The sequence below is a fragment of the Bacillus sp. 17RED48 genome, from assembly GCF_019837545.1.
GTDB lineage: Bacteria > Bacillota > Bacilli > Bacillales > Bacillaceae_G > Bacillus_A > Bacillus_A wiedmannii.
In genome coordinates this window covers 20,358-41,914 of the sequence record NZ_JADAXG010000017.1, presented here as the reverse complement: position 1 = coordinate 41,914, position 21,557 = coordinate 20,358, and the positions used below count along the sequence as shown (strand labels likewise).

Annotated in this window: 17 protein-coding genes and 2 tRNA genes; all 19 read right to left on the bottom strand. The window is 36.5% G+C overall.

From position 1 onward, the window contains the following. The 19 genes from pabB to mfd all read right to left on the bottom strand — a co-directional run bounded on the left by pabB (position 1) and on the right by mfd (position 21,541). On the bottom strand, positions 1 to 1,398 hold the full coding sequence (gene pabB, locus ILT06_RS30940; RefSeq protein WP_087979110.1) for an aminodeoxychorismate synthase component I: 1,398 nt from the start codon (positions 1,396 to 1,398) through the stop codon (positions 1 to 3). 219 nt (positions 1,399 to 1,617) lie between these two features. Continuing rightward, the gene (gene cysK, locus ILT06_RS30935) at positions 1,618 to 2,541 is read right to left on the bottom strand and encodes a cysteine synthase A (RefSeq protein ID WP_064475161.1); all 924 of its coding nucleotides are present in this window, start codon (positions 2,539 to 2,541) and stop codon (positions 1,618 to 1,620) included. A 110-nt stretch (positions 2,542 to 2,651) separates the two neighbouring features. Further along, positions 2,652 to 3,530: a redox-regulated molecular chaperone HslO gene (gene hslO / locus ILT06_RS30930; RefSeq protein WP_088047084.1), complete on the bottom strand. Its 879-nt coding sequence runs from the start codon at positions 3,528 to 3,530 to the stop codon at positions 2,652 to 2,654. 6 nt (positions 3,531 to 3,536) lie between these two features. Beyond that, positions 3,537 to 4,325: a type III pantothenate kinase gene (locus tag ILT06_RS30925; protein WP_000578367.1), complete on the bottom strand. Its 789-nt coding sequence runs from the start codon at positions 4,323 to 4,325 to the stop codon at positions 3,537 to 3,539. Positions 4,326 to 4,550: 225 nt separating this feature from the next. Then, positions 4,551 to 6,452 (bottom strand): ATP-dependent zinc metalloprotease FtsH, encoded by a 1,902-nt coding sequence (gene ftsH / locus ILT06_RS30920; protein ID WP_016085296.1) that lies wholly within the window; start codon positions 6,450 to 6,452, stop codon positions 4,551 to 4,553. Between the two features lie 85 nt (positions 6,453 to 6,537). Continuing rightward, positions 6,538 to 7,080 carry a hypoxanthine phosphoribosyltransferase gene (hpt, locus tag ILT06_RS30915; RefSeq protein WP_000981838.1) on the bottom strand — a complete coding sequence of 181 codons (543 nt, stop codon included), beginning with the start codon at positions 7,078 to 7,080 and terminating at the stop codon, positions 6,538 to 6,540. Next, complete coding sequence (gene tilS, locus ILT06_RS30910) at positions 7,077 to 8,507, bottom strand: tRNA lysidine(34) synthetase TilS (protein ID WP_098102976.1); 1,431 nt, start codon at positions 8,505 to 8,507, stop codon at positions 7,077 to 7,079. The genes hpt and tilS overlap by 4 nt, the downstream gene beginning before the upstream one ends. A 233-nt stretch (positions 8,508 to 8,740) precedes the next feature. Further along, positions 8,741 to 11,212: a stage II sporulation protein E gene (gene spoIIE, locus ILT06_RS30905; RefSeq protein WP_064475159.1), complete on the bottom strand. Its 2,472-nt coding sequence runs from the start codon at positions 11,210 to 11,212 to the stop codon at positions 8,741 to 8,743. Positions 11,213 to 11,472: 260 nt separating this feature from the next. Beyond that, positions 11,473 to 11,544, bottom strand: a tRNA-Glu gene (locus ILT06_RS30900). Between the two features lie 13 nt (positions 11,545 to 11,557). Continuing rightward, positions 11,558 to 11,631 (bottom strand) — tRNA-Met (locus tag ILT06_RS30895). A gap of 160 nt (positions 11,632 to 11,791) precedes the next feature. Beyond that, a complete protein-coding gene (locus tag ILT06_RS30890) occupies positions 11,792 to 12,280 on the bottom strand; it encodes a S1 domain-containing RNA-binding protein (RefSeq protein ID WP_000021454.1) in 489 nt (162 codons plus the stop codon). An 87-nt stretch (positions 12,281 to 12,367) separates the two neighbouring features. Next, on the bottom strand, positions 12,368 to 12,727 hold the full coding sequence (gene divIC, locus ILT06_RS30885; RefSeq protein WP_001208737.1) for a cell division protein DivIC: 360 nt from the start codon (positions 12,725 to 12,727) through the stop codon (positions 12,368 to 12,370). Next, a complete protein-coding gene (gene yabQ / locus ILT06_RS30880; protein ID WP_016085301.1) occupies positions 12,724 to 13,377 on the bottom strand; it encodes a spore cortex biosynthesis protein YabQ in 654 nt (217 codons plus the stop codon). The genes divIC and yabQ overlap by 4 nt, the downstream gene beginning before the upstream one ends. Further along, a complete protein-coding gene (yabP, locus tag ILT06_RS30875; RefSeq protein WP_001059101.1) occupies positions 13,374 to 13,682 on the bottom strand; it encodes a sporulation protein YabP in 309 nt (102 codons plus the stop codon). The genes yabQ and yabP overlap by 4 nt, the downstream gene beginning before the upstream one ends. Positions 13,683 to 13,740: 58 nt before the next feature. After that, on the bottom strand, positions 13,741 to 14,016 hold the full coding sequence (locus tag ILT06_RS30870; RefSeq protein ID WP_001234876.1) for an RNA-binding S4 domain-containing protein: 276 nt from the start codon (positions 14,014 to 14,016) through the stop codon (positions 13,741 to 13,743). Between the two features lie 14 nt (positions 14,017 to 14,030). Continuing rightward, positions 14,031 to 15,491: a bifunctional methyltransferase/pyrophosphohydrolase YabN gene (yabN, locus tag ILT06_RS30865; RefSeq protein WP_149174191.1), complete on the bottom strand. Its 1,461-nt coding sequence runs from the start codon at positions 15,489 to 15,491 to the stop codon at positions 14,031 to 14,033. Between the two features lie 12 nt (positions 15,492 to 15,503). After that, positions 15,504 to 17,105: a putative polysaccharide biosynthesis protein gene (locus tag ILT06_RS30860; protein ID WP_154131842.1), complete on the bottom strand. Its 1,602-nt coding sequence runs from the start codon at positions 17,103 to 17,105 to the stop codon at positions 15,504 to 15,506. 232 nt (positions 17,106 to 17,337) lie between these two features. Then, a complete protein-coding gene (gene spoVT, locus ILT06_RS30855; protein WP_000648312.1) occupies positions 17,338 to 17,874 on the bottom strand; it encodes a stage V sporulation protein T in 537 nt (178 codons plus the stop codon). Positions 17,875 to 18,010: 136 nt separating this feature from the next. Next, the gene (mfd, locus tag ILT06_RS30850; protein WP_064475156.1) at positions 18,011 to 21,541 is read right to left on the bottom strand and encodes a transcription-repair coupling factor; all 3,531 of its coding nucleotides are present in this window, start codon (positions 21,539 to 21,541) and stop codon (positions 18,011 to 18,013) included. Positions 21,542 to 21,557 lie beyond the last annotated feature (16 nt).

The following is a 21,557-nucleotide window of genomic DNA, read 5'->3' as shown; positions in this document are numbered from 1 at the left end:
TCACCTAACCGTTTCTTCGCTACGTTCTTTTGCACGCCATAAAGCAATCGCCTTTTTTAACGACTCTTTATATTCATTTTCCGGATTCGAATCAATTACAATTCCTGCTCCTGCTTGTACATGTGCTTTTCCATCTTTAGCAAGCAGTGTTCTAATTACAATATTCAATTCTGTATCTCCAGAATAACCGATCCACCCGATTGAACCTGTATAAATCCCTCGGCGAACAGGTTCTAATTCTTCAATAATTTCCATCGTACGTATTTTCGGGGCACCAGTAATTGTTCCCCCAGGGAATACAGCCTTCACTAAATCAAAAGCATCTTTATCTTCTTCCACCTCACCACGCACATTAGAAACAATATGCATAACATGTGAGTATTTCTCAATTACCATAAATTCATCTACTTCTACAGTGCCATATTTACAAACACGCCCTAAATCATTTCGTTCTAAATCCACAAGCATGACGTGCTCTGCTCTTTCTTTTTCGTTCTCAATTAATTCTTTTGCTAATTCTTCATCCTCTTGCTCATTCGCCCCTCTAGATCTCGTTCCAGCAATCGGTCTTGTACTTACTTCGGTTCCCTCTTTCTTAATTAGCAACTCTGGCGATCCACTAACAATTTGAAAATCCCCGAGCTCCAAGTAACCCATATATGGAGATGGATTAATTTCACGAAGACTTGTATAAATTTCGAGTGGGTGTGTTTGTAACGTTCTTTCTTGCCTTGTCGACAAGTTTACTTGGAACACATCACCAGCTCCAATATATTCTTGAATACATTCAACCGCCTTCATAAAGCTTTCTTCTGTAAAAGCAACTGTTTCACTTTTCTCTTCAGGGCACGCAAAAGGTATATTCACTTCTGGCGCTTCTGTCGCCCAAAGAATCTTCCATTCATTTAATCGCTCTTTTGCCTCTTCATGCTTATCTACATAATGTGTAATAATCCATAATACTTTTTCTTTTTGATCATAAACAAACACATCATCAAATAATAAAAAGAATATATCAGGTATATTAATGTCATCTTCCGCAAGGGAAGGGAGTTTTTCAATATAACGGATGCAATCATAACTAAAGTAACCAATTGCACCACCTTGAAATGGAGGGTATTCCGGATTATAGTCCGTTTTCCATCGCTCCATATATTCCTGCATTAAATCTAATGGGTTTCCTTGTTTTATTGTTTCCTTACCACTTTCGCTTATATGTAACGTTTCACCCTTCCCTCGGATTACCGCTACTGGGTTCAACCCCACAATGTTATAACGACCGCCACGTCCACTCTCTAACAAAATATGTTGCGGTTTATCCTTAGAAAGAAATTTATACTGCTTAAAGAAATCTAACTGATATGGAATAGAAAGCGCTAAAGATTTTCTTCGTTGCATATCAACACCCCGTCTTCTTTTATCCCACCCTCTTAGATTAACCACTTCAAACTACATTCGTTATGTATATAAAGTGGTTATACTCGAAGGCTAGTGAAAATAAATTAATTATACTACCTCTTATTTTACATGAAGTTTTCTAGTCATTCACTCTTTTCCTATTTCCAATCCAAAAAGAAAAAGCATCCTTTTCAAGGATGCTTTTTCAATCACATATAATTAAGACTCAAATTGATAAAGCGGTGTACTTAAATAACGTTCACCGTTACTTGGGATAATAACAAGTACCTTTTTCCCTTTACCTAACTTTTTCGCAATTTCTGTTGCTGCATAAATAACTGCTCCAGAAGAGATACCCACTAAAATACCTTCCTCTTTAGCCACTCTTCTTGCATATTCAAATGCTTGCTCTGCTTTTACTTGAACAATTTCATCATATACCTCTACATCCAATGTCTCTGGGATGAATCCCGCCCCAATTCCTTGGATTTTATGTGGACCCGGTTTCCCACCAGATAGTACTGGTGAATCCGCAGGTTCTACTGCATAAATTTTAATATCTTTATACGCTTCCTTCAGTACTTCACCAGCACCAGTAATCGTTCCACCTGTACCAATACCTGCAATAAACGCATCTAATTGTTCACCCATTTGTTCAACAATTTCTGGCCCTGTTGTTAAACGATGAATTTCTGGATTTGATTGATTTTTGAACTGTTGTGGTATAAAGTAGCCATGCTCTTTTGCTAATTCAGTCGCTTGACGAATCGCTCCACCCATTCCTTCAGGTCCTGGAGTCAATACTAATTCTGCACCGTAAGCACGTAATAAATTACGACGCTCAATACTCATTGTTTCTGGCATTACTAAAATTGCCTTATATCCTTTAGCGGCCGCTACCATCGCTAAACCAATTCCTGTGTTACCACTTGTTGGCTCAATGATTGTATCGCCTTCTTTTAATAATCCTTTTTTTTCAGCATCTTCAATCATAGCTAATGCAATACGATCTTTAACACTGCTCCCTGGATTCATAAATTCTAATTTTAAGTATATATCTGCGCTGTTTGATTCTACGATGCGGTTCAACTTAACGATCGGCGTTTTCCCGATTAATTCTGAAACTGATTGTGCCACTCGCATTCCTGTCACTCCTAACACCGAGTATTTTTATTGGTTTTATCTATATTTCGATTTTGTCAGAAAATTCCCTGTTTGTCAATCTATTTAGAGGATGGATTCCCTCACTTCCCTTATGACAAACTCTCAATTAAATTTGTAATATCTTCTTTAGAAAACTTGTATCGCTCATTACAGAAATGACAATGAACTTCTGTCTCTTCTTCTTCTTCGCGAATTTGCTCTAACTCTGTTTTACCCAAACTAATTAACACACTCTCAATACGTTCGCGTGAGCATGTGCAATTAAATTGAACATCCATCACTTCTAATACTTTTACTTTATCTTCTCCAAGAACTGCATACAGTAACTCTTCTGGAGAAAGCCCTTGTTCGATTAACGTTGATACAGGAGGAATTTTTTGCAAACGATCTTCGATGAATGAAATTGTTTCTTCCTGTGCACCTGGCATAATTTGAAGGATAAATCCACCTGCCGCTAATACGCTGTCATCTCCATTTACAAGAACGCCAACTCCTACAGAAGAAGGTGTTTGCTCAGAAACTGCAAAATAATACGTGAAGTCTTCCCCTAATTCTCCTGAAACAATTGGAGATTGACCAATAAACGGCTCACGCATACCAATATCTTTAATTACTGTTACAAATCCCTCAGTACCTACCGCTTGATATACACGTAATTTTCCTTGTTCCGTTCCTTCAAAATCAACATGTGGATTCGTTACATAACCACGTACATCCCCATTTGCATGAGCATCTACTAAGATGGGACCAATCGGACCATTACCTTCTACCTTAATCGTTAACTTTTGGTCACCTTTTAACATCGCGCCCATCATTGTACCTGCAGTTAAAGAACGACCAAGTGCCGCTGAAGCTGTTCTCCATGTATCATGACGTCTTTGCGCCTCACTTACTGTGTTTGTAGTACGTACACTATATGCACGCACTTCCCCATCAAACGCTAACGCTTTTACTAAATAATCTTTCATACTCATTTATTCACCTTTCTCATGCTGTAAATTTGCATTACGCTCGTATAACATATACAAACCCTTTAATGTTAAAAATGGATCTACAACGTCAATTACATTCGATTCTTCTGAAATTAATTTCGCTAATCCACCTGTTGCAATAACTTTCGGTTCTTGTTTAGCTTCCTCTTTCATACGCTTAACAATACCTTCCACTTGTCCAACATAACCATAAAGAATACCAGATTGCATTGCACTTACCGTATTCTTTCCAACAACACTGCTTGGTTTTGTAATTTCAATACGAGGAAGTTTTGCCGCTCTACTATATAAAGCCTCTGCTGAAATCATAATTCCCGGCGTAATAACTCCACCCATATAATGCTTTTCTTCGTTAATATAACAATATGTAGTAGCCGTACCGAAATCGACAATAATAAGCGGACTTCCATACAAGTGGATTCCTGCTACCGCATTTACAATTCGGTCCGCGCCTACTTCACGTGGATTTTCATATTTAATATTTAGCCCTGTTTTTATTCCAGGACCTACTACAAGCGGTTTAATTTTAAAATACTTTTCACACATGCGCTCTAAAGCAAACATAATTGGTGGTACGACTGAAGACACGATAATACCTTTCACATCTTCAAACGAAAGACCTTCATGCTCAAGCAACTGCTTGACAAGCATTCCATATTCATCTTCTGTCTTATGACGATCTGTTTCCATGCGCCAGTGTTGACGAAGTTCCCCCTCTTCAAACACGCCTAGTACAGCATTTGTGTTCCCTACATCCAATACAAAAATCATATTCTCACCACTTATCTTATTTAATCTATATTTGTGCAGTATGTATAAAACTTATAAAAACATCATATCACACATACTTATATAATCAGCTTTTCTATCCTCATCATTTTACAAAAAGATTACGCTCTATTTCAATTTTTAATACCCAATTTATTTAAATTCTTTTTCTACTTCATTTCGTTCCACAAATAAAAAAAGGAGTGACCATCGTCACTCCTTCATCTCTTACTTATCTTCTGATTCTTCATCGTCCTTCTTCATATTGATGTTTACTTTCACATCATCTGAAGATGTTGGACGCTCTGGCAATCTGCCGTAATCATATAAATGATTGATTTGCTCTGCATCTAACGTTTCTACTTCAAGTAACGTTTTCGCAATAATATCTAGCTTATCACGTTTTTCAGTAAGAATTTGGTGCGCGCGAGCATAACATTCTTTTATAATAGTTTGCATTTCCACATCGATTTCATGTGCAATTGCATCACTGTAGTTTTGTTCTGAATGGAAGTCTCTTCCTAAGAACACTTGACCACCTTGTGAGCTACCGAATTGCATTGGTCCAAGCTTATCACTCATACCGAATTCCGTAACCATACGTCTTGCAATACCAGTCGCACGTTGGAAGTCGTTGTGAGCACCTGTGCTTGCTTCACCAAACACAATCTCTTCAGCTACTCGACCACCAAGTAAACCAGTGATTTTATCAAGTAACTCTGGTTTTGTCATGAAGTAACGATCTTCTTTCGGAAGCATCACTGCATATCCACCAGCTTGACCACGAGGGACAATTGTTACTTTATGAACGATATCTGCTTCATCAAGGACAACACCAATTACAGTATGGCCAGCTTCATGGAATGCAACGATATTACGTTCTTTTTCAGAGATAACACGACTTTTCTTAGCAGGACCTGCAATAACACGATCCGTTGCTTCATCAATGTCACTCATATCAATTTTCTTCTTATCTTGACGCGCAGCTACTAAAGCAGCTTCGTTTAATAAGTTTTCAAGATCAGCACCAGAGAACCCTGGTGTACGAGTTGCAATTGCTCTTAAGTTGATATGATCATCAAGCGGTTTATTACGAGCATGTACTTTCAGTACAGCTTCACGGCCATTTACATCTGGACGATCTACTGTAATTTGACGGTCAAAACGACCTGGACGTAATAACGCTGGATCAAGAATATCGGGACGGTTTGTTGCAGCAATGATAATAATACCTTCGTTTGCACCGAATCCATCCATTTCAACAAGTAATTGGTTCAACGTTTGCTCACGCTCATCATGGCCACCACCAAGACCTGCGCCACGTTGACGTCCTACTGCATCAATTTCATCAATGAAAATGATACAAGGAGCATTTTTCTTTGCATTTTCGAATAAATCACGTACACGTGATGCACCGACACCAACGAACATCTCTACGAAATCAGAACCACTGATAGAGAAGAATGGAACGCCAGCCTCACCTGCAACGGCACGTGCTAGTAAAGTTTTACCTGTACCTGGAGGTCCTACTAATAGAACACCCTTCGGAATACGAGCACCAACTTCAGCGAACTTACGAGGATCTTTCAAGAATTCAACTACCTCAACAAGCTCTTGTTTCTCTTCATCCGCTCCAGCAACATCTCTGAAACGAACTTTTTTCTTTTCGTCATTATATAACTTCGCCTTACTTTTCCCGAAGTTCATAACACGGCTACCGCCGCCCTGAGCCTGGTTTAATAAGAAGAAGAATAAAATGAAGATAATGACAAACGGAATGATAGAAGTAAAGAACGTTACCCAAGCACTTGTTTCTTCTGCTGGTTGATACTTAACTTCAGCACCTTGCGCTTTGTCATTAATTTTCTTTTGTAATTCCTCAGTATTTGGTGCATAAGTAACAAATTGTTCTCCTTGGCTAGAGTTGTTAAATTGTCCTTTTACCTCAAATACACCATTTTTCGGTTGAAGTTGCACATTACGCACTTCACCTTTTTCTAGTTTAGTAATGAATTTATCGTAGCTAACTGATGTCGTTTTTTGCGTCGAACCATTAAAATAGCTCACGATTCCAATTACTACTAGGAATATCAGTAAATAAAAGATGGTATTACGGAAGATACGATTCATTCCTAACCTCCTCTCACGGCATAAACACTATTGTAAATCGTAACATAGAAAAACTTTCCTATACAATTGTAACGCCTGTATTTAATTAATTTGAGTAAACGCTTGGTTTTAATACTCCTACATAAGGAAGATTACGGTACTGCTCTTTATAATCTAATCCATATCCTACAACAAATTCATGCGGAACAGTAAATCCAACATAATCCGCTTTCAAATCTACCTTGCGGCCTGTCGGCTTATCTAATAACGTAACAATTTTTACAGACTTCGCTTTACGATATTTAAATAGGTCTACTAAGTAACTTAGCGTAAGACCGCTATCAATAATATCTTCAACGATTAAAATATCGCGACCTTCTACAGAAGTATCAAGGTCTTTTAAAATTTTCACTTCGCCTGTTGAAACGGTAGAGTGACCATAACTAGATACAGCCATAAAGTCCATTTCAAGATATGTATCTGTTCTCTTTAATAAATCTGCCATGAATGGCATCGCGCCCTTTAATACGCCAATCGCAAGAGGTACTGTGTTTTTATAATCCTCTGCAATAATTGCGCCTAATTCGAGCACCTTTTCTTGTATTTGTTCTTCAGAAATTAATACTTTTTCGATATCTTGATTCATCATTTCATTATCCTCCCGGAAGACTCCTTGCTTTTGTAGTGAATAATCATATATTTATCCTTCTTTGCCGTCTCTTTCGAGATAGCAAATGCAGATCGCTTCAACAAGGGTACCCAAATAATATTCCCACTTGCATCACAAACGACCGGCCATTCTTCTCTTTTTTCTCTTGGTACTTTCGCTTCGATAAAGATAGCTTTTATCTTTTTTGTGCCATTCATACCTTGTATTGACATGCGATCTCCATTTTCTCTAGAACGAATACGAAGTGGATATGATATATCATTATACTTAGCAACAAATACTGTTTCATTCATGTTACTTGGTATGTCTTCGCTCACCTCTGTTACAAACTTATCCCCGTTCGATAGCGTAATTGTCCCGGGCACTGATAAATCTTGTAAAAAAGGAGAAACAATTCCTTGTTTAAATCCAAAGCTGCACTCTTCGTATGCGCGAACAATTTTTAAATCACCTGGAAAATCAAGTGAACCCGAAGGTTGTGTCCGCTTAAAAAACTCAATCACTTTGTCAATATGTATAGAGGAAAGAGAAGATGGAATCTTATATTCATAAAGATAGTTTAATATTAGTTGAATCCCTCTTCTTTGTAAAGACATAGACATGGATTCAAAGGCAGGAATTGATAAGCTAATTTGTTTATCACTTTTTTTTGTAATTACTTTATTCATTTTCTCAAAAGCTAATTCCTGCAAATACGCCTCATCCTCTTGCATTTGCATGCTAAATTTTTGGAATTTCTCATGCACTTGTGAATTTTCTTCTTTCAAATGAGGAAGAACATATTTACGTAATCGATTCCTTGTATATACTTCCTTTTTATTACTTGGATCTATACGGGGAATTATTTTTAGCTTATTACAGTAATCAACAATCTCTTCCTTCGTTACTCCAAGTAACGGCCTAATTAAATATCCATTATGAAAAGGACGCTTCACTGCAATTCCTGCATATCCTTTCGGAGTACTCCCTCGTACAAGGCGCATTAAAATCGTCTCTACTTGATCATCACCATGATGTCCAAGAGCTACATATCTCGCATCATATTTCTTCATTATTCTTTCCAAAAATGCATATCTGCATTCTCTAGCAGCAACCTGTGCATTCATTCCGTGTTGCTGTTGATATTGCGACACATTAATCCTTATCGTTTCGCAAATAACTCCCAGCCCTTTACAAAGGTCCTGCACAAACTGTAGGTCCTCATGAGATTCATCACCTCTAAACATATGATCCACATGTGCCACTACAATTTCAAACTGTTTTGCTGCTCTTTTTTCTAACAAATAATATAGAAGAGCCAAAGAGTCAGGACCACCAGAAACCCCTACAACAATTGTTGAACGTTCCTTTAATACATCATGCTGCTTTACAAAGTCATCTACCTTTTCAACAAATGTATCTTTCAACTTCGTAATCACCTTTCATTAAACAAGAACAGCAACGTTAGTTACCTTGTTTATAATGGTACAACTTTTACAAACATTGTGCAAAAAAAAGATATACAAAAATTACATTTTTATCTTACATCATCCGTACATATTCACAAAAATAATAACATTATCTTTTAAAGTAAAAAAACCTAGGCATCCACCTAGGTTTTTAGAAAGAAACAGTGATAAAGAAACATCACACTTAAAATTTATTGTGCCTGCATTCCTACAATTGGAATCGTAGCCCACTTCGGCATATTTTTCTTCACTTTCGCCACAACGATAGTCATATCGTCATTTATATAACCATCACAAGAGCGAATCACCTCTTCCATAATGATATCAGCAATTTCTTGCGGATCTTCGGTTTGTAATTCTTTAATTTTTCGTTTCATCCATAGCTCGTGATTCTCTACATGTTGCGCTCCTTCGAAAATCCCATCGCTCATCATAATAAGGATATCGCCCGTTTTTAATTGTTCACCTACTACATCAACTTCAACATCCTCAATAATCCCCATCGGTAAATTACTCGCCTCAATTTTCAAAATATTATTCGCGCGTTTAACAAAACTCGGCGTCGATCCAATCTTTAAAAATTTCGCACTCGCATCCCGTAAATCCACCATAGCTAAATCTAACGTCGTAAACATCTCTTCTGTTGTTCTTAAAGAAAGAATAGAATTGATAGATTTAATCGCTATTTCCTCATCAATGCCTGATTGAAGTATTTTTTGTAATAATTTCACCGTTTCTTTACTCTCCATATGAGCTCTTTGCCCATTTCCCATACCATCACTAATTGCAAGCGCATATTTACCAACACTCAAATCCATCATCGCATAAGAGTCACCAGAAACAAACCCACCGCCTTTTGCAGCTGTGGCCAACCCAGTATCAAGAGAATACGTTTTTGCTGAACCAAATGATATTAAGCTGTGGCCGTTCGGATAAGAAGATTTTTCTTCATGTTTAACAACAATATTTTCCTTTAGAATATCAGAAAGCATCGGCGCAACTAACTTTTCACATTCTCCATGTTCATTAGATGCAACCGGAATCAACATTTCAATATCAATACTTCCTCTATCTAAACAATATATATCAACATGCTCTACTTCTACGCCAAAATCACGAAACGCTTGCATAATCTGTTCTTCCTGCACTTGATGATTTTCTCGTTCTCTTTGGATCTCCTTAGCAAAATCCTCCATAACTTTTGATACACCTAATAGTTGCTCCGCTACTATTCTACGGTTTTCTTTCATTTGTTTTCGTAATTTTTGTCCTTCATAGAAGTGATCTAATTCACCCGCTACTAAATCCGTCACTTTCTTCCCTCTCACACAATGCTTGTCCCATTCACGAACTAACTTCCGATTATGCTGCAACGTCCCCTCTTCCGTTTCACTCATTATTTGTTTCATATAATCGTACGTTTTGTCGAAATTAACTACCCAGCATTGGTCCTTTTTAAAGCATGTTTGACATGTTTTTGCAGTAATTGTACTTAAGAACAAATCCGCTTCTGTCTCTTTATCTTCCTCCTCCACATATCCATATACAGAAAAGCTATTAGATAAAGCAGCAAATACATTGGCAAATTGATTAATTTTATTCGCTGTAACATCACGCATCCTTCTTAAATACTGTTGTTGATCTTGTGAATGTTCCTGTGTGCCTGGCATGAATTTAGCAATACGATCCATAACAAGTTTCGGTGTTAATAAGAAGAACACAATCGCCACACCAGATTCAATTAAAGTTGTCACAATGTTTGTTTGCTTGTCTACATATAGCGTAATCAAGCTCGTCCCAATTAATAAACCTAAACTAACACCTAAACGCTTCCCTTCTTTTAACAAACCACCAAGCAACCCAGAAAAAGCAAGTAGACTAAGTTGAGACAAACTGGAGACATTGGCTAAACTTAATATTAATCCAGTGACCACCCCCACTGTAGATCCTGTAGCAGCCCCCGCGATAAATGCAAACACGAGCACTAAATACCTAGTAAAAATATGTTGAATAGAAGCGTCATATACAAACCAATCTGTTGTACCTGTTAAAACAGATGCTAGTAATATAATTAAACAAACAATTTCTTCTGTCTCTAGCGCTTGTTGTTTACCTTTTCGTTCTACTAAAAGCGGAACACTTTGTAAAAATATCATAGTTAATACGAAGCTAAGCCCTGCCTCAATCGTACTAACGAGTAAATCGTACATGGTGACAGTTTGTTGCGCGAAATATACGACAACTAAATGTGCGGTTAATGCGGAGATAAATACTTGGAATGGAACAAGTCCAACAGTTTTACGTGTAAACCGACTAAAGAAGATATTATAAATGAAGAAAGTAAAAATAGATGCAAAGGTAAAGAATAAATTATCTATCGAAACTGAAAGTGCGCCCCCCATAAGAGCCAAGAACGCGAGCGGCATTTTATCCCGCTTCATAACATAAACAGCAGCAAAAAACGGCAGTGCAAACGGTAAAATGTTTGTTAATATATACGCTCGTCCCAAAAGAAAACCAATAACAACAATAATAAATCCCCATCTAAAGAAAACCTGCTCAAACTTCATTCGCAACTTACTCGTCCACTTTACTGCTCCAAGCTGACTCTCATTCATTGCCAATGCACTTGTATTCATAGTATTCCTTCCTGCTTTAGGCATATTTTTAACACCACCTGCATAGTTTAATTACTGTCATTATAAAAGATGATTATTGGGATTTTTGTCAAAACAACAGTTTTCACTTTTATAATCGTTCGACTTTTTATTCGAAATAACTCTACATATATACACGGTATGTAATTTATTCTCACTATTTTAATTGAACATTCAGAAAATATAGGGTGATTTTGTAGAAGTGTTGTATGTCTTAATTTATTTAACAAAAAAAGATCATGCAAATTTGCATGATCTTTTTAGGATGACCCGTACGGGATTCGAACCCGTGTTACCGCCGTGAAAGGGCGGTGTCTTAACCACTTGACCAACGGGCCGTTAAATTAAATATAGCGGCGGAGGGGATCGAACCCCCGACCTCACGGGTATGAACCGTACGCTCTAGCCAGCTGAGCTACACCGCCATGTCGTCTTATTTAACGGACAATTAGTATCTTACCTCAGATATATTTTAAAGTCAACACATCTTGAAAACTTTTTTAAAAATATATTTTCACATATAAAAAAGCACCCCGAGCAATCGCCCTGGGTACCTCTCTATATGCTAAGAATTAAACGTTCTTATTATCCGCGACGTGCGCCACGGCCACCACGTTTAGATTCTGTGTTACGCTTTAAAGAAGTTAAACGATCTTCACTGTCCTTTAAGAAACGTGCCATCTTTTGCTCGAATGTTTCTTTTGGAGCTCGTTCGTTACCGCCACCACGGTTATCTCTGTTGAAAGAACGATTACGTTGTGGACGTCCAGAACGTTGTTGATCGCCACCGCCACCGCGTTGGTATTCACCACGTGGACGATCTCCTTCTGTTTTTTCACGCTCTTTCGCTTTTTTAATAGATAGACCGATCTTGCCATCTTTTTCAACGTTAATAACTTTTACTTCTACTTGGTCGCCCACTTTTAAGTGATCGTTAATATCTTTCACATAATTATCAGCAACTTCACTAATATGAACAAGACCCGTTAAGCCTTCTGGCAGCTCCACAAAAGCCCCAAAATTTGTAATACCTGTTACTTTACCCTGTAACTTGCTGCCTACCTCGATTGACATAAAAAAAATGCTCCTCCTTAGTGGTTAAAAAGTCAAATTTTACTTTATTATATATAATCCTAAAATATAGTGTCAATAAGACATACTCTACTTAGAAACAGGAAAAATTATCTCCCCTTTTCCAGAGAAGAAATAATCCCTTCTAGCAATCTTTAATACGTACTCTTCATCATTTAACTTTTGAACTTCGTCTTTTAGACTCTTTTCTTTATTCGTTAATGAATCCAGTTCTTTTTTCATGTCCTTAACTTTTGCTTCTTTTGCTCTAATGGAACTGTTTTGTTGATAAAACGTTACACTAATACTCGCAATAATTGTAAAAGCAAAGACAAGAAAAACCGCTAAACGGCGATAAAGTCGCTTCCTGTTCTCATCCGTTTGTATTATATGCTCTTTAACAGGATTTGGACTCTGTTTTTCGATTGTTCTTTGTCTCAGTTCCCTCATTTCCGAGGTCCCCCTAACTTCTTTTTTATACGCTCCCATAATTGGAAGATGTGTCCCTTCAATTTTGCTATATATTGCAGGAACCCTACATGTTTCATTATAAAAAGTTTAACACGATTAGGGAGAAGTTTCCATATGAGCGAAGCAATAAATCGAACAGGCCAGAAAAAAACTTTCCATATGAAAAGTAATATCCAAATCACCATTTTCCATAACACATGTCCAATTGAAAGCAGTATACGAAATAAGAATAATATAAATGCAATAAATAGCTGCGCTATAATAATAACAGGTTTTATCATGAGTAGCTTTATAATTTGAACAAAAAAATGTGTTGTTTGCATAAAAATATAGATGAGAAAATTTAACAGTTTCATGTATAGTGCTTTCAATAAGCTTTGATACGCCGCAAAACCACATAATAATGCCAAAAATACATATATACGTAGTTCAGCTTCATTTACAAGAAGCAATACATAAAAAACGAATAATGCTTGGACAATCCAAAATAGTATATCATGTATAAATACAAGCCAACGTTTACGTTCTTGCCGCTTTAAAAATCGTTGGTATGTATCTAAAGACGCTCCAATCCAAGCACCCATTCCGATCATTGAGAGCATCGTATACAACTGAATTGTTAGGCTCATTTAAACAACTTACTAAAGAATCCTTTAGTTTTCTCCCCTTGATTCTCATCAATATACAGCATCTCATGAACTTTCCCTTTAATCGATACAACACCTTTTTCTACATCTAAATTTTTCATTTGTAAATTTTGACCACGAATTGTTAAAAAACCCATTACGGTCTCAAGTAAAAACTCCTCGCTATCAAAACTCTCTACCTGCTTTACACCGGTAATATCAATTACACGCCTGCCACGCATAATAATATCATGCTCTACCGAAACATTTTGTTGATTAGAAGACATAGGTGAGTAACCATTATTCACGTAAATCCCCCCATAGATTTATACTAGCTATTAGTAATGTATGAAGGGATAATTGATTTTAGAACAAGCCTTCTTCAGCCTTTACTTTTTCTTCGCGAACTAAACTATACATATTTGCTGCATCTTCTTTTTTAGTCGTTTCTTTCAATTCGTTTATTTTTACAGTTACTATTTTTTGACCAAAACGAATTGTTAATTCATCAGCTACTTTCACATCTGAACTCGCTTTTGCCACTTGACCATTAATTGATATTCTTCCTTGATCAGCTACTTCTTTCGCTAATGTTCTTCTTTTAATTAAACGTGATACTTTTAAAAACTTATCTAGACGCATATCAAATCCCCCTATTAACGCTCTGTTTGTTTTGCCTCTTCCCATAAAACATCTAACTGCTCTAATGATAAATCTTGCATATCTTTATTCATTTCAGCTACCTTTGCTTCCATGTATAAGAAACGACCGACGAATTTCTCATTCGTTGAACGTAACGCCTCTTCGGGATCTATTTTATAATGACGAGCTATATTCACAAACGCAAATAGTAAATCGCCAAATTCACCTAACATTTTCGCCTCATCCATATTTGTAACTTCTTGCTGGAACTCTTGCCATTCTTCTAAGGCTTTCTCTATCATCGGTTGTACATCAACCCAATCGAAACCAACTTTGCCAGCTTTTTTCTGGATTTCATAGGCGCGTAGTAATTGTGGCAAACTTTTTGGAACCCCATTTAAAACAGATTCTTTCACGAATCCTTTTTCTTGTTTTTTAATTTCTTCCCAATTGGCAATTACTTCATCAGCATTATTTACATCCGTATTCCCAAATACATGCGGGTGGCGGCGAACCATTTTCTCAGATAAAGTTCGAATAATATCATCTATAGAGAACCAACCTTCATCCTCCCCGATTTGAGCATGCAACATAACTTGTAATAATATATCACCCAGTTCTTCTACTAAGTGATCATCATCCTCTTCATCAATTGCTTCCAACACTTCATAAGCTTCCTCAATTAAATACTTCTTTAAAGATTGATGTGTTTGCTTTTTATCCCACGGACAACCATTCGGTCCACGAAGGTCTGCAATAATTTCTCTAAGCACATCAAACTGTTGATACAAGGACGCACGTTCTTTAACTGGTGGTACATATACACTCGTTAAATTATTCAACTCTGTTTCATGATCTAACATGTACAACGGTACCTTTTTAACTTGTTCAAACGAAGTCCCTGCAGCTGTTACGATATACACTTCATAATCATCTGATAGCATCTCCATTAATGTTAATTTCACATCAGACGCAACGAATGCATCATATACTTGGCAAAAGATTAAATGTTGACGTAATTCTAATTGTCCTCTTTCAAATGATGTGGCGTCAATTAATTGGAATCCTTCAATCGGATCAATCTTTAGACTCGCAAACATAGGATCAAGGAAACTTTGTCCACCTTCAATGCGCACTTCAACATTCGCTACTTCGCCTTTTTCCAACAGTAGCTGAACCGTTCTTTCCGCTACAAGCGGATGCCCTGGCACGGCATAGATGATTTCTGTGCCTTCAGCTTGTTCTAGCAATGTATTCGCGATTGTTTCATATACAATTTCAAATGTATCATGCGCTTCATATACACTGTCAAAGGCTGTATATTGTATACCTTCTTTCTCCAACTCTTCTATAACGGGATGTTCCTTCGTTCTAACAAACATGTGATCTGCTTCTTTTATTTTTCGATATACACCCATCGTTAACTGATCTAACTCACCAGCACCTAACCCTAAAATAGTAATGATTCCACTCACAACCTGCCACCTCTATCCACTCTTCTTCAATAAACCTTCTTTTTTCTCTTTTTTCATAACGGTTCCTATTTCCGCTTTTGTAAATACACGTAATTTTAAAATTAAAAACACATATGTTAATCCACCGATAGCTACACCTAACAATGCCTCAAGTGTTGCAATTCCTCTATGCGTTGTATCAATTACTAATCCAGACATTTGCATCACACGTATAAATATTATTAATACAAACCCCATACCGATACCACTAATAACTACACCTAACATATTACGCTTATCGATAAGCGATTCAGATACAGCTTGCATAAGTAATGCACTATTTAGCACAGAAATTACAATTAACGCAACTAGTGTTGCAATTGCAGCTCCCTTCACACCAAAATACGGCATTAATGTATAATTTAAAGCTAACTTTAAACAACCCCCAAATATAACGAATATTGCTGGCTTTAATGTTTGTCCTAACCCTTGCAAAATAGAAGCAGTTGTAATCGACAATGAACTAAATAAAATAGATAAAGATAAAATGGATAAAACATCTGACCCATCACTATTTTCAAACAACATAATATTCGTAGGCTGAATAATACAAGTTAATCCAATGGCAGCTGCAAATCCAATAACAAATGTTATTTTCATTGCTAACTTTACCTTTTCTCGAATAAAGGAAAGATCTCCTCTTTCCTTCGCCGCTGTAATAATTGGAATAAGTGACAATGAGAAAGAAGTTGTCACGACAGTACCTAATTGCATAAGCGGGATACTTCTGTCGTAAACACCTTTTAATACCTTTGCACTTTCAGCTTGTTCTCCTGCCCCAATAAGTAAGGAATAGAAGGAAATGGAATCAGCCATTTGTATAAAAATAAGTACTAAATTACTAACACAAATCGCCAATCCCTGCCAAAACAGAATTTTAATGATCCTCTTTTTCCCCTTAATTCTCTTTACACTCTTGAAAAATATAGAACGAAAGTCATGACGCATATAAAGTACAAGTACGATAATCCCAATCAGTCCGCCTGCGATTGAACCTAACATAGCACCTGCACCGACTGTATATAAATCAAATCCGCGAGCAATTAGGAATAGAGATAAAAATACAATAATAGAAACACGAATCGTTTGTTCTATCACTTGCGAAACAGCTGTTGGCATCATATTATTGAATCCCTGAAAATATCCTCTTGCTACAGATAAAAACGGCATCAATATGAATGAAAATGAAATAACACGTAATAACTTATCTAAGTGTATATCACCCATGGCTGCTGCAATTGTTTCGGCACCAAAAAACAATGTAAAAAAGCCTACGAAACCAATTCCCAATAAAAACCAAAAAGATACACAGATAATTTCTTCTGCTTCTTGTTGTTTCCCTCGCTCTAATCGTTCCGCAACCATTTTTGAAATTATAATGGGGAACCCATAAGTAGCTAAAATTAAACAAAATCCATAAAACGGATAAATTTGTTGGTAAATATAAAAACCAATATCACCCGCTATATTTTGATATGGAATACGGTAAAAAGCGCTTAATACCTTTGTAACAAAACTTGCGATTGTTAATATAATAGCCCCACGCCAAAAGGCTTGATACTTCTTTGATTCCATACAAGAAAACTCCTTTTTCTATTCTCACCCCTCGTATTATATCATAAAGAAAAGGACAAGCTTCCTTGCCTACACGAGTAATAATACGTTCGCGCAACGATAGAAATGTTCAACGAAAAAAGGTAGCAAAGCGCTACCTTCATTCAATATACATATATCTCCAAATATTTGATTTCTCAAGAAGAAATATCATAATTAGGAAAGATTGCTACTTCTAAAATTCCATATAGCCTTACTGCTCCATTTGTTTCGCTAAAAAGCTTGCAGCTGTATTTACTGACTTATGCTCTACTTCACTTATAATAGCCTCTTTAGAGAAGATAACAACAGCTCCAATTGGATCCCCATTCGCAACAATCGGGCCAATTGTATAGGAACTCACTTTTTCTGTTACTCCATCAATAATTGAAATTTCGCTTTCATCTGTCATAATTACAGACTTACGCTCTTCCATTGTCTTCTCAATTAAATCGCCAACACTTTTATTTAAGTATTCTTTTTTAGATACGCCTGCTACTGCGATAATAGAATCACGATCGCATACAAGCACATTATGTCCTAAGCTATCGTATAAAGCTTCCGTATATTCCTTTGCAAAATTACCTAGTTCACTAATTGGAGAATATTTTTTCAAAATCACTTCTCCATCGCGATCAACAAATATTTCTAGTGGGTCTCCTTCTCGAATACGTAAAGTTCTACGAATTTCCTTCGGAATTACTACCCTACCTAAATCATCAATTCGACGTACGATTCCAGTTGCTTTCATTCTAATGCTGCCTCACTTTCTACTGATGATCAAAGTGGTGAATTTACCTGTTCATGTAAAAATCACCAACTGTTAGACATAGTATTTTACACATTAGTTCTTCTATGCACGCCGAATTGTATTTTTTTATCTTATATTAGGCATTTATGACTTCTTTTTTTACATCTGGCAGGCCTTTTAATAAATTTTCAGCAATTGTTAACCACTTCGATGTCTCTAAACCATTTGTTTTCATAACGATTTTCAATTGCGATCCTTCCATTCCTAGACCAATCATACGTCCAAAACTATTTCCAAGCATGAATAATTTTCCGCCATCAATATTTTGACTTGCTTGTTCTGAGAACAGAATTGTCACTTCAAATTTATTTTGCTTAATTAACTCAATTTGTTCTTTCATTGCCAATACTTTAATATTTGCAATTTGCAATAAGTAACCAACTTCTTGCGGATAATCACCAAATCTATCTATCATCTCTTCCTGCAACTCTTCAATATCCTCAATTGCAGAAACACCTCTAAACTGTTTATACATCATAATCTTTTGTTTACTATCTGAAATATAAGCATCTGGTAAATATGCATCTACTTCTAAATCAATTTCAACATTAACTGTATTTTCAACCCCATCTGTTCCTCTACGCTGTTCAATTGCATCTTTTAACATTTGAGAATATAGATCAAATCCGACAGAATCAATAAATCCATGCTGTTCGGCTCCTAACAAGTTGCCTGCACCACGAATGGATAAGTCTCTCATTGCAATTTTGAAACCTGACCCAAGCTCTGTGAACTCTTTAATGGCTTGCAGACGCCTCTCTGCAACTTCTGATAACACTTTATCTCGTTTGTATGCAAAGTATGCATATGCAACACGATTAGAACGTCCAACACGACCACGAAGCTGATACAGCTGCGATAGTCCCATACGATCTGCATCAAATACAATTAACGTATTTACATTCGGAATATCTACACCCGTCTCAATAATTGTTGTACTTACAAGAACATCATGCTGCCCTTCTAAAAACGATAGCATAACAGACTCTAATTCACCTTCGTTCATTTTCCCATGCGCATAAGTTACACGCGCGTCTGGAACTAACATCGAAATTTCATCCGCTTTTCTTTCGATATCCTCCACACGATTATATAGGAAGTAAATTTGCCCACCTCTTGCAAGCTCTCGTTCTATCGCTTCTCGCATTAACGCTGGGTTATACTCTACTACATACGTTTGGACTGGGAAACGATTTTCTGGTGGTGTCTCAATAACAGATAAGTCACGCACACCAAGCATAGACATATGGAGTGTACGCGGAATCGGAGTTGCCGTTAATGTTAACACGTCAACATTTGCTTTTAATTGTTTAATTTTTTCTTTATGCGTTACACCAAACCTTTGTTCTTCATCAATAATAAGAAGACCTAAATCTTTATAAGTAACATCTTTAGATAAAATACGATGCGTTCCGATTACGATATCTACCGTACCATCTTTTAAGCCTTTAATTGTTTCATTTTGCTGTTTTCTCGTACGGAATCTACTTAATAATCCTATATTGATTGGATAATCTTGAAAACGCTCTCGAATTGTTTCATAGTGTTGTTGTGCAAGGATCGTTGTCGGCACTAAAATTGCAACTTGTTTTTCATCCATAATTGCCTTAAATGCCGCACGGATAGCTACTTCCGTCTTTCCATATCCTACATCACCACAAAGAAGCCTATCCATCGGACGTCCACGTTCCATATCTTTCTTAATCTCTTCAATAGAACGTAATTGATCCTCTGTCTCTTGATATGGGAAAGAAGATTCAAATTCTTGTTGTTCTGCCGTATCTGGTGTATATGCATAACCCTTTGAAGCTTCGCGCTCAGCATATAGTTTAATTAGGTCATCCGCAATGTCTTGTACAGATTTTTCAACTTTCGTTTTGACCTTTTTCCAATCATTTCCGCCCAATTTATAAACTTTTGGATCCTTACCTTCAGATCCTACATATTTCTGCACTTGGTCAATTTGTTCAATTGGAACGTATAACTTATCATTACCTTGATATTTAATATTCAAGTAATCTTTATGAACACCATTAATCTCTAATGTCTCGATACCTAAGAATTTACCTATACCATGATTTACATGAACTACATAATCTCCAACTTTTAATTCCGAATAACTTTTAATACGTTCAGCATTAGATAACTTCTGCTTACGTTGTGATTTTTTAACTTTCTTATGAAAAAGCTCTTTTTCAGTAATAACAACAAGCTTTTGCATCGGCATTTCAAATCCTGCATGTAAATCACCTACAGCAATTTGTAACCTTCCAGGCAATAATATGTCTGTGCCCTCTACGATATCTGCCTCAATATCATAATCACTTAAAATATGTTGTAGTTTTTTTACACGTTCATCATCTGTGCCGAGCACAACAGTCGTAAAATGCCCTTCGTTCCATCTATCAATTTCAGTTTTCAACAACTGCATCTGCCCATGGAAATCTTGCATTGTTTTACATGTCACATTCACAATGTTTTGCGGATGTGTATGTGCTATATGACGTAAGAATAACGTTAAATATACAAAACTTCTTTTTTTATGATGAAGAAATTCCTCAAACGAGTGTGAGAAAGATAAATCTTGAATAATTATTCCCTCACCAAGAAGTGATATATACCATTCCGCCTCTTCTGTTTCAAGATGTGATGCTGTTTCTTGAATACGGGAAATCTCATCTAAAACCACAATACCATCTTCTGGTAAATAATCTATAAGACTAGCAGGTTCTTTATAGAAAATAGATAAATATTTAAACATCTGTTCTATACTTTGCCCGTTTTTTAACATCTCAATTTCATGACTTACCGTTTCAAGCACTGTAGTCTTCAATTTATCATCGGAAAGTTTTTGCATCGTCTTAGTCAAGCCTTCCTCAAGATGCTCAATTCCCGACTTCAATTCTTCCTGTGAAAATAAAAACTCTGTTGCTGGACCAAATCTAACACTTTCTTTTTTATCTTGAGAGCGCTGTTCATCCACATCAAATAATCGAATAGAATCAACTTCTGTATCGAAAAATTCAATACGAAATGGTAACTCTTCAGTTAATGGGTAAATATCTAATATTCCCCCACGCAAACTGAATTCCCCAGGAGCTTCTACCATCGACTTACGCTCATAACCAATATGATGTAAAGTATGCAAGAATGTATCTAAATCAATCTCTTGCCCTAGATTGATTTCGATTTGCCTTTGCTTCCACAACTCTTTCATTGGTAAAAATCTGCGTAGTCCTGCAACTGGCGCTACAATAATCCCGTTCTCTCCTGCCGCTAAACGATTCAATACTTCAATACGTTGCGCCTTCAATTCTGGGCTTGCAACACCAATTTCTGATGCTATCAATTCATTTACTGGGTATAACCACACATCTTTTTCACCAAGTAACGCCACTAAATCTTCATGCACTTTTTGTGCTTGATATAAATTATGCGTCACAATAAGTTGTGATTTTTTTGTTTTTTTATATAAGGCCGCCATTAATAACGAACGAGAAGAGGTTGCCATACCTGATACAAGTTGTTCTTTTAAACCATCTTCTAGTCCATTAATAACCGATTGGATCTCTTCATTTTTATAAAATTGCTCTAATAAACCTATCATTTTCAAAACCCCTCTC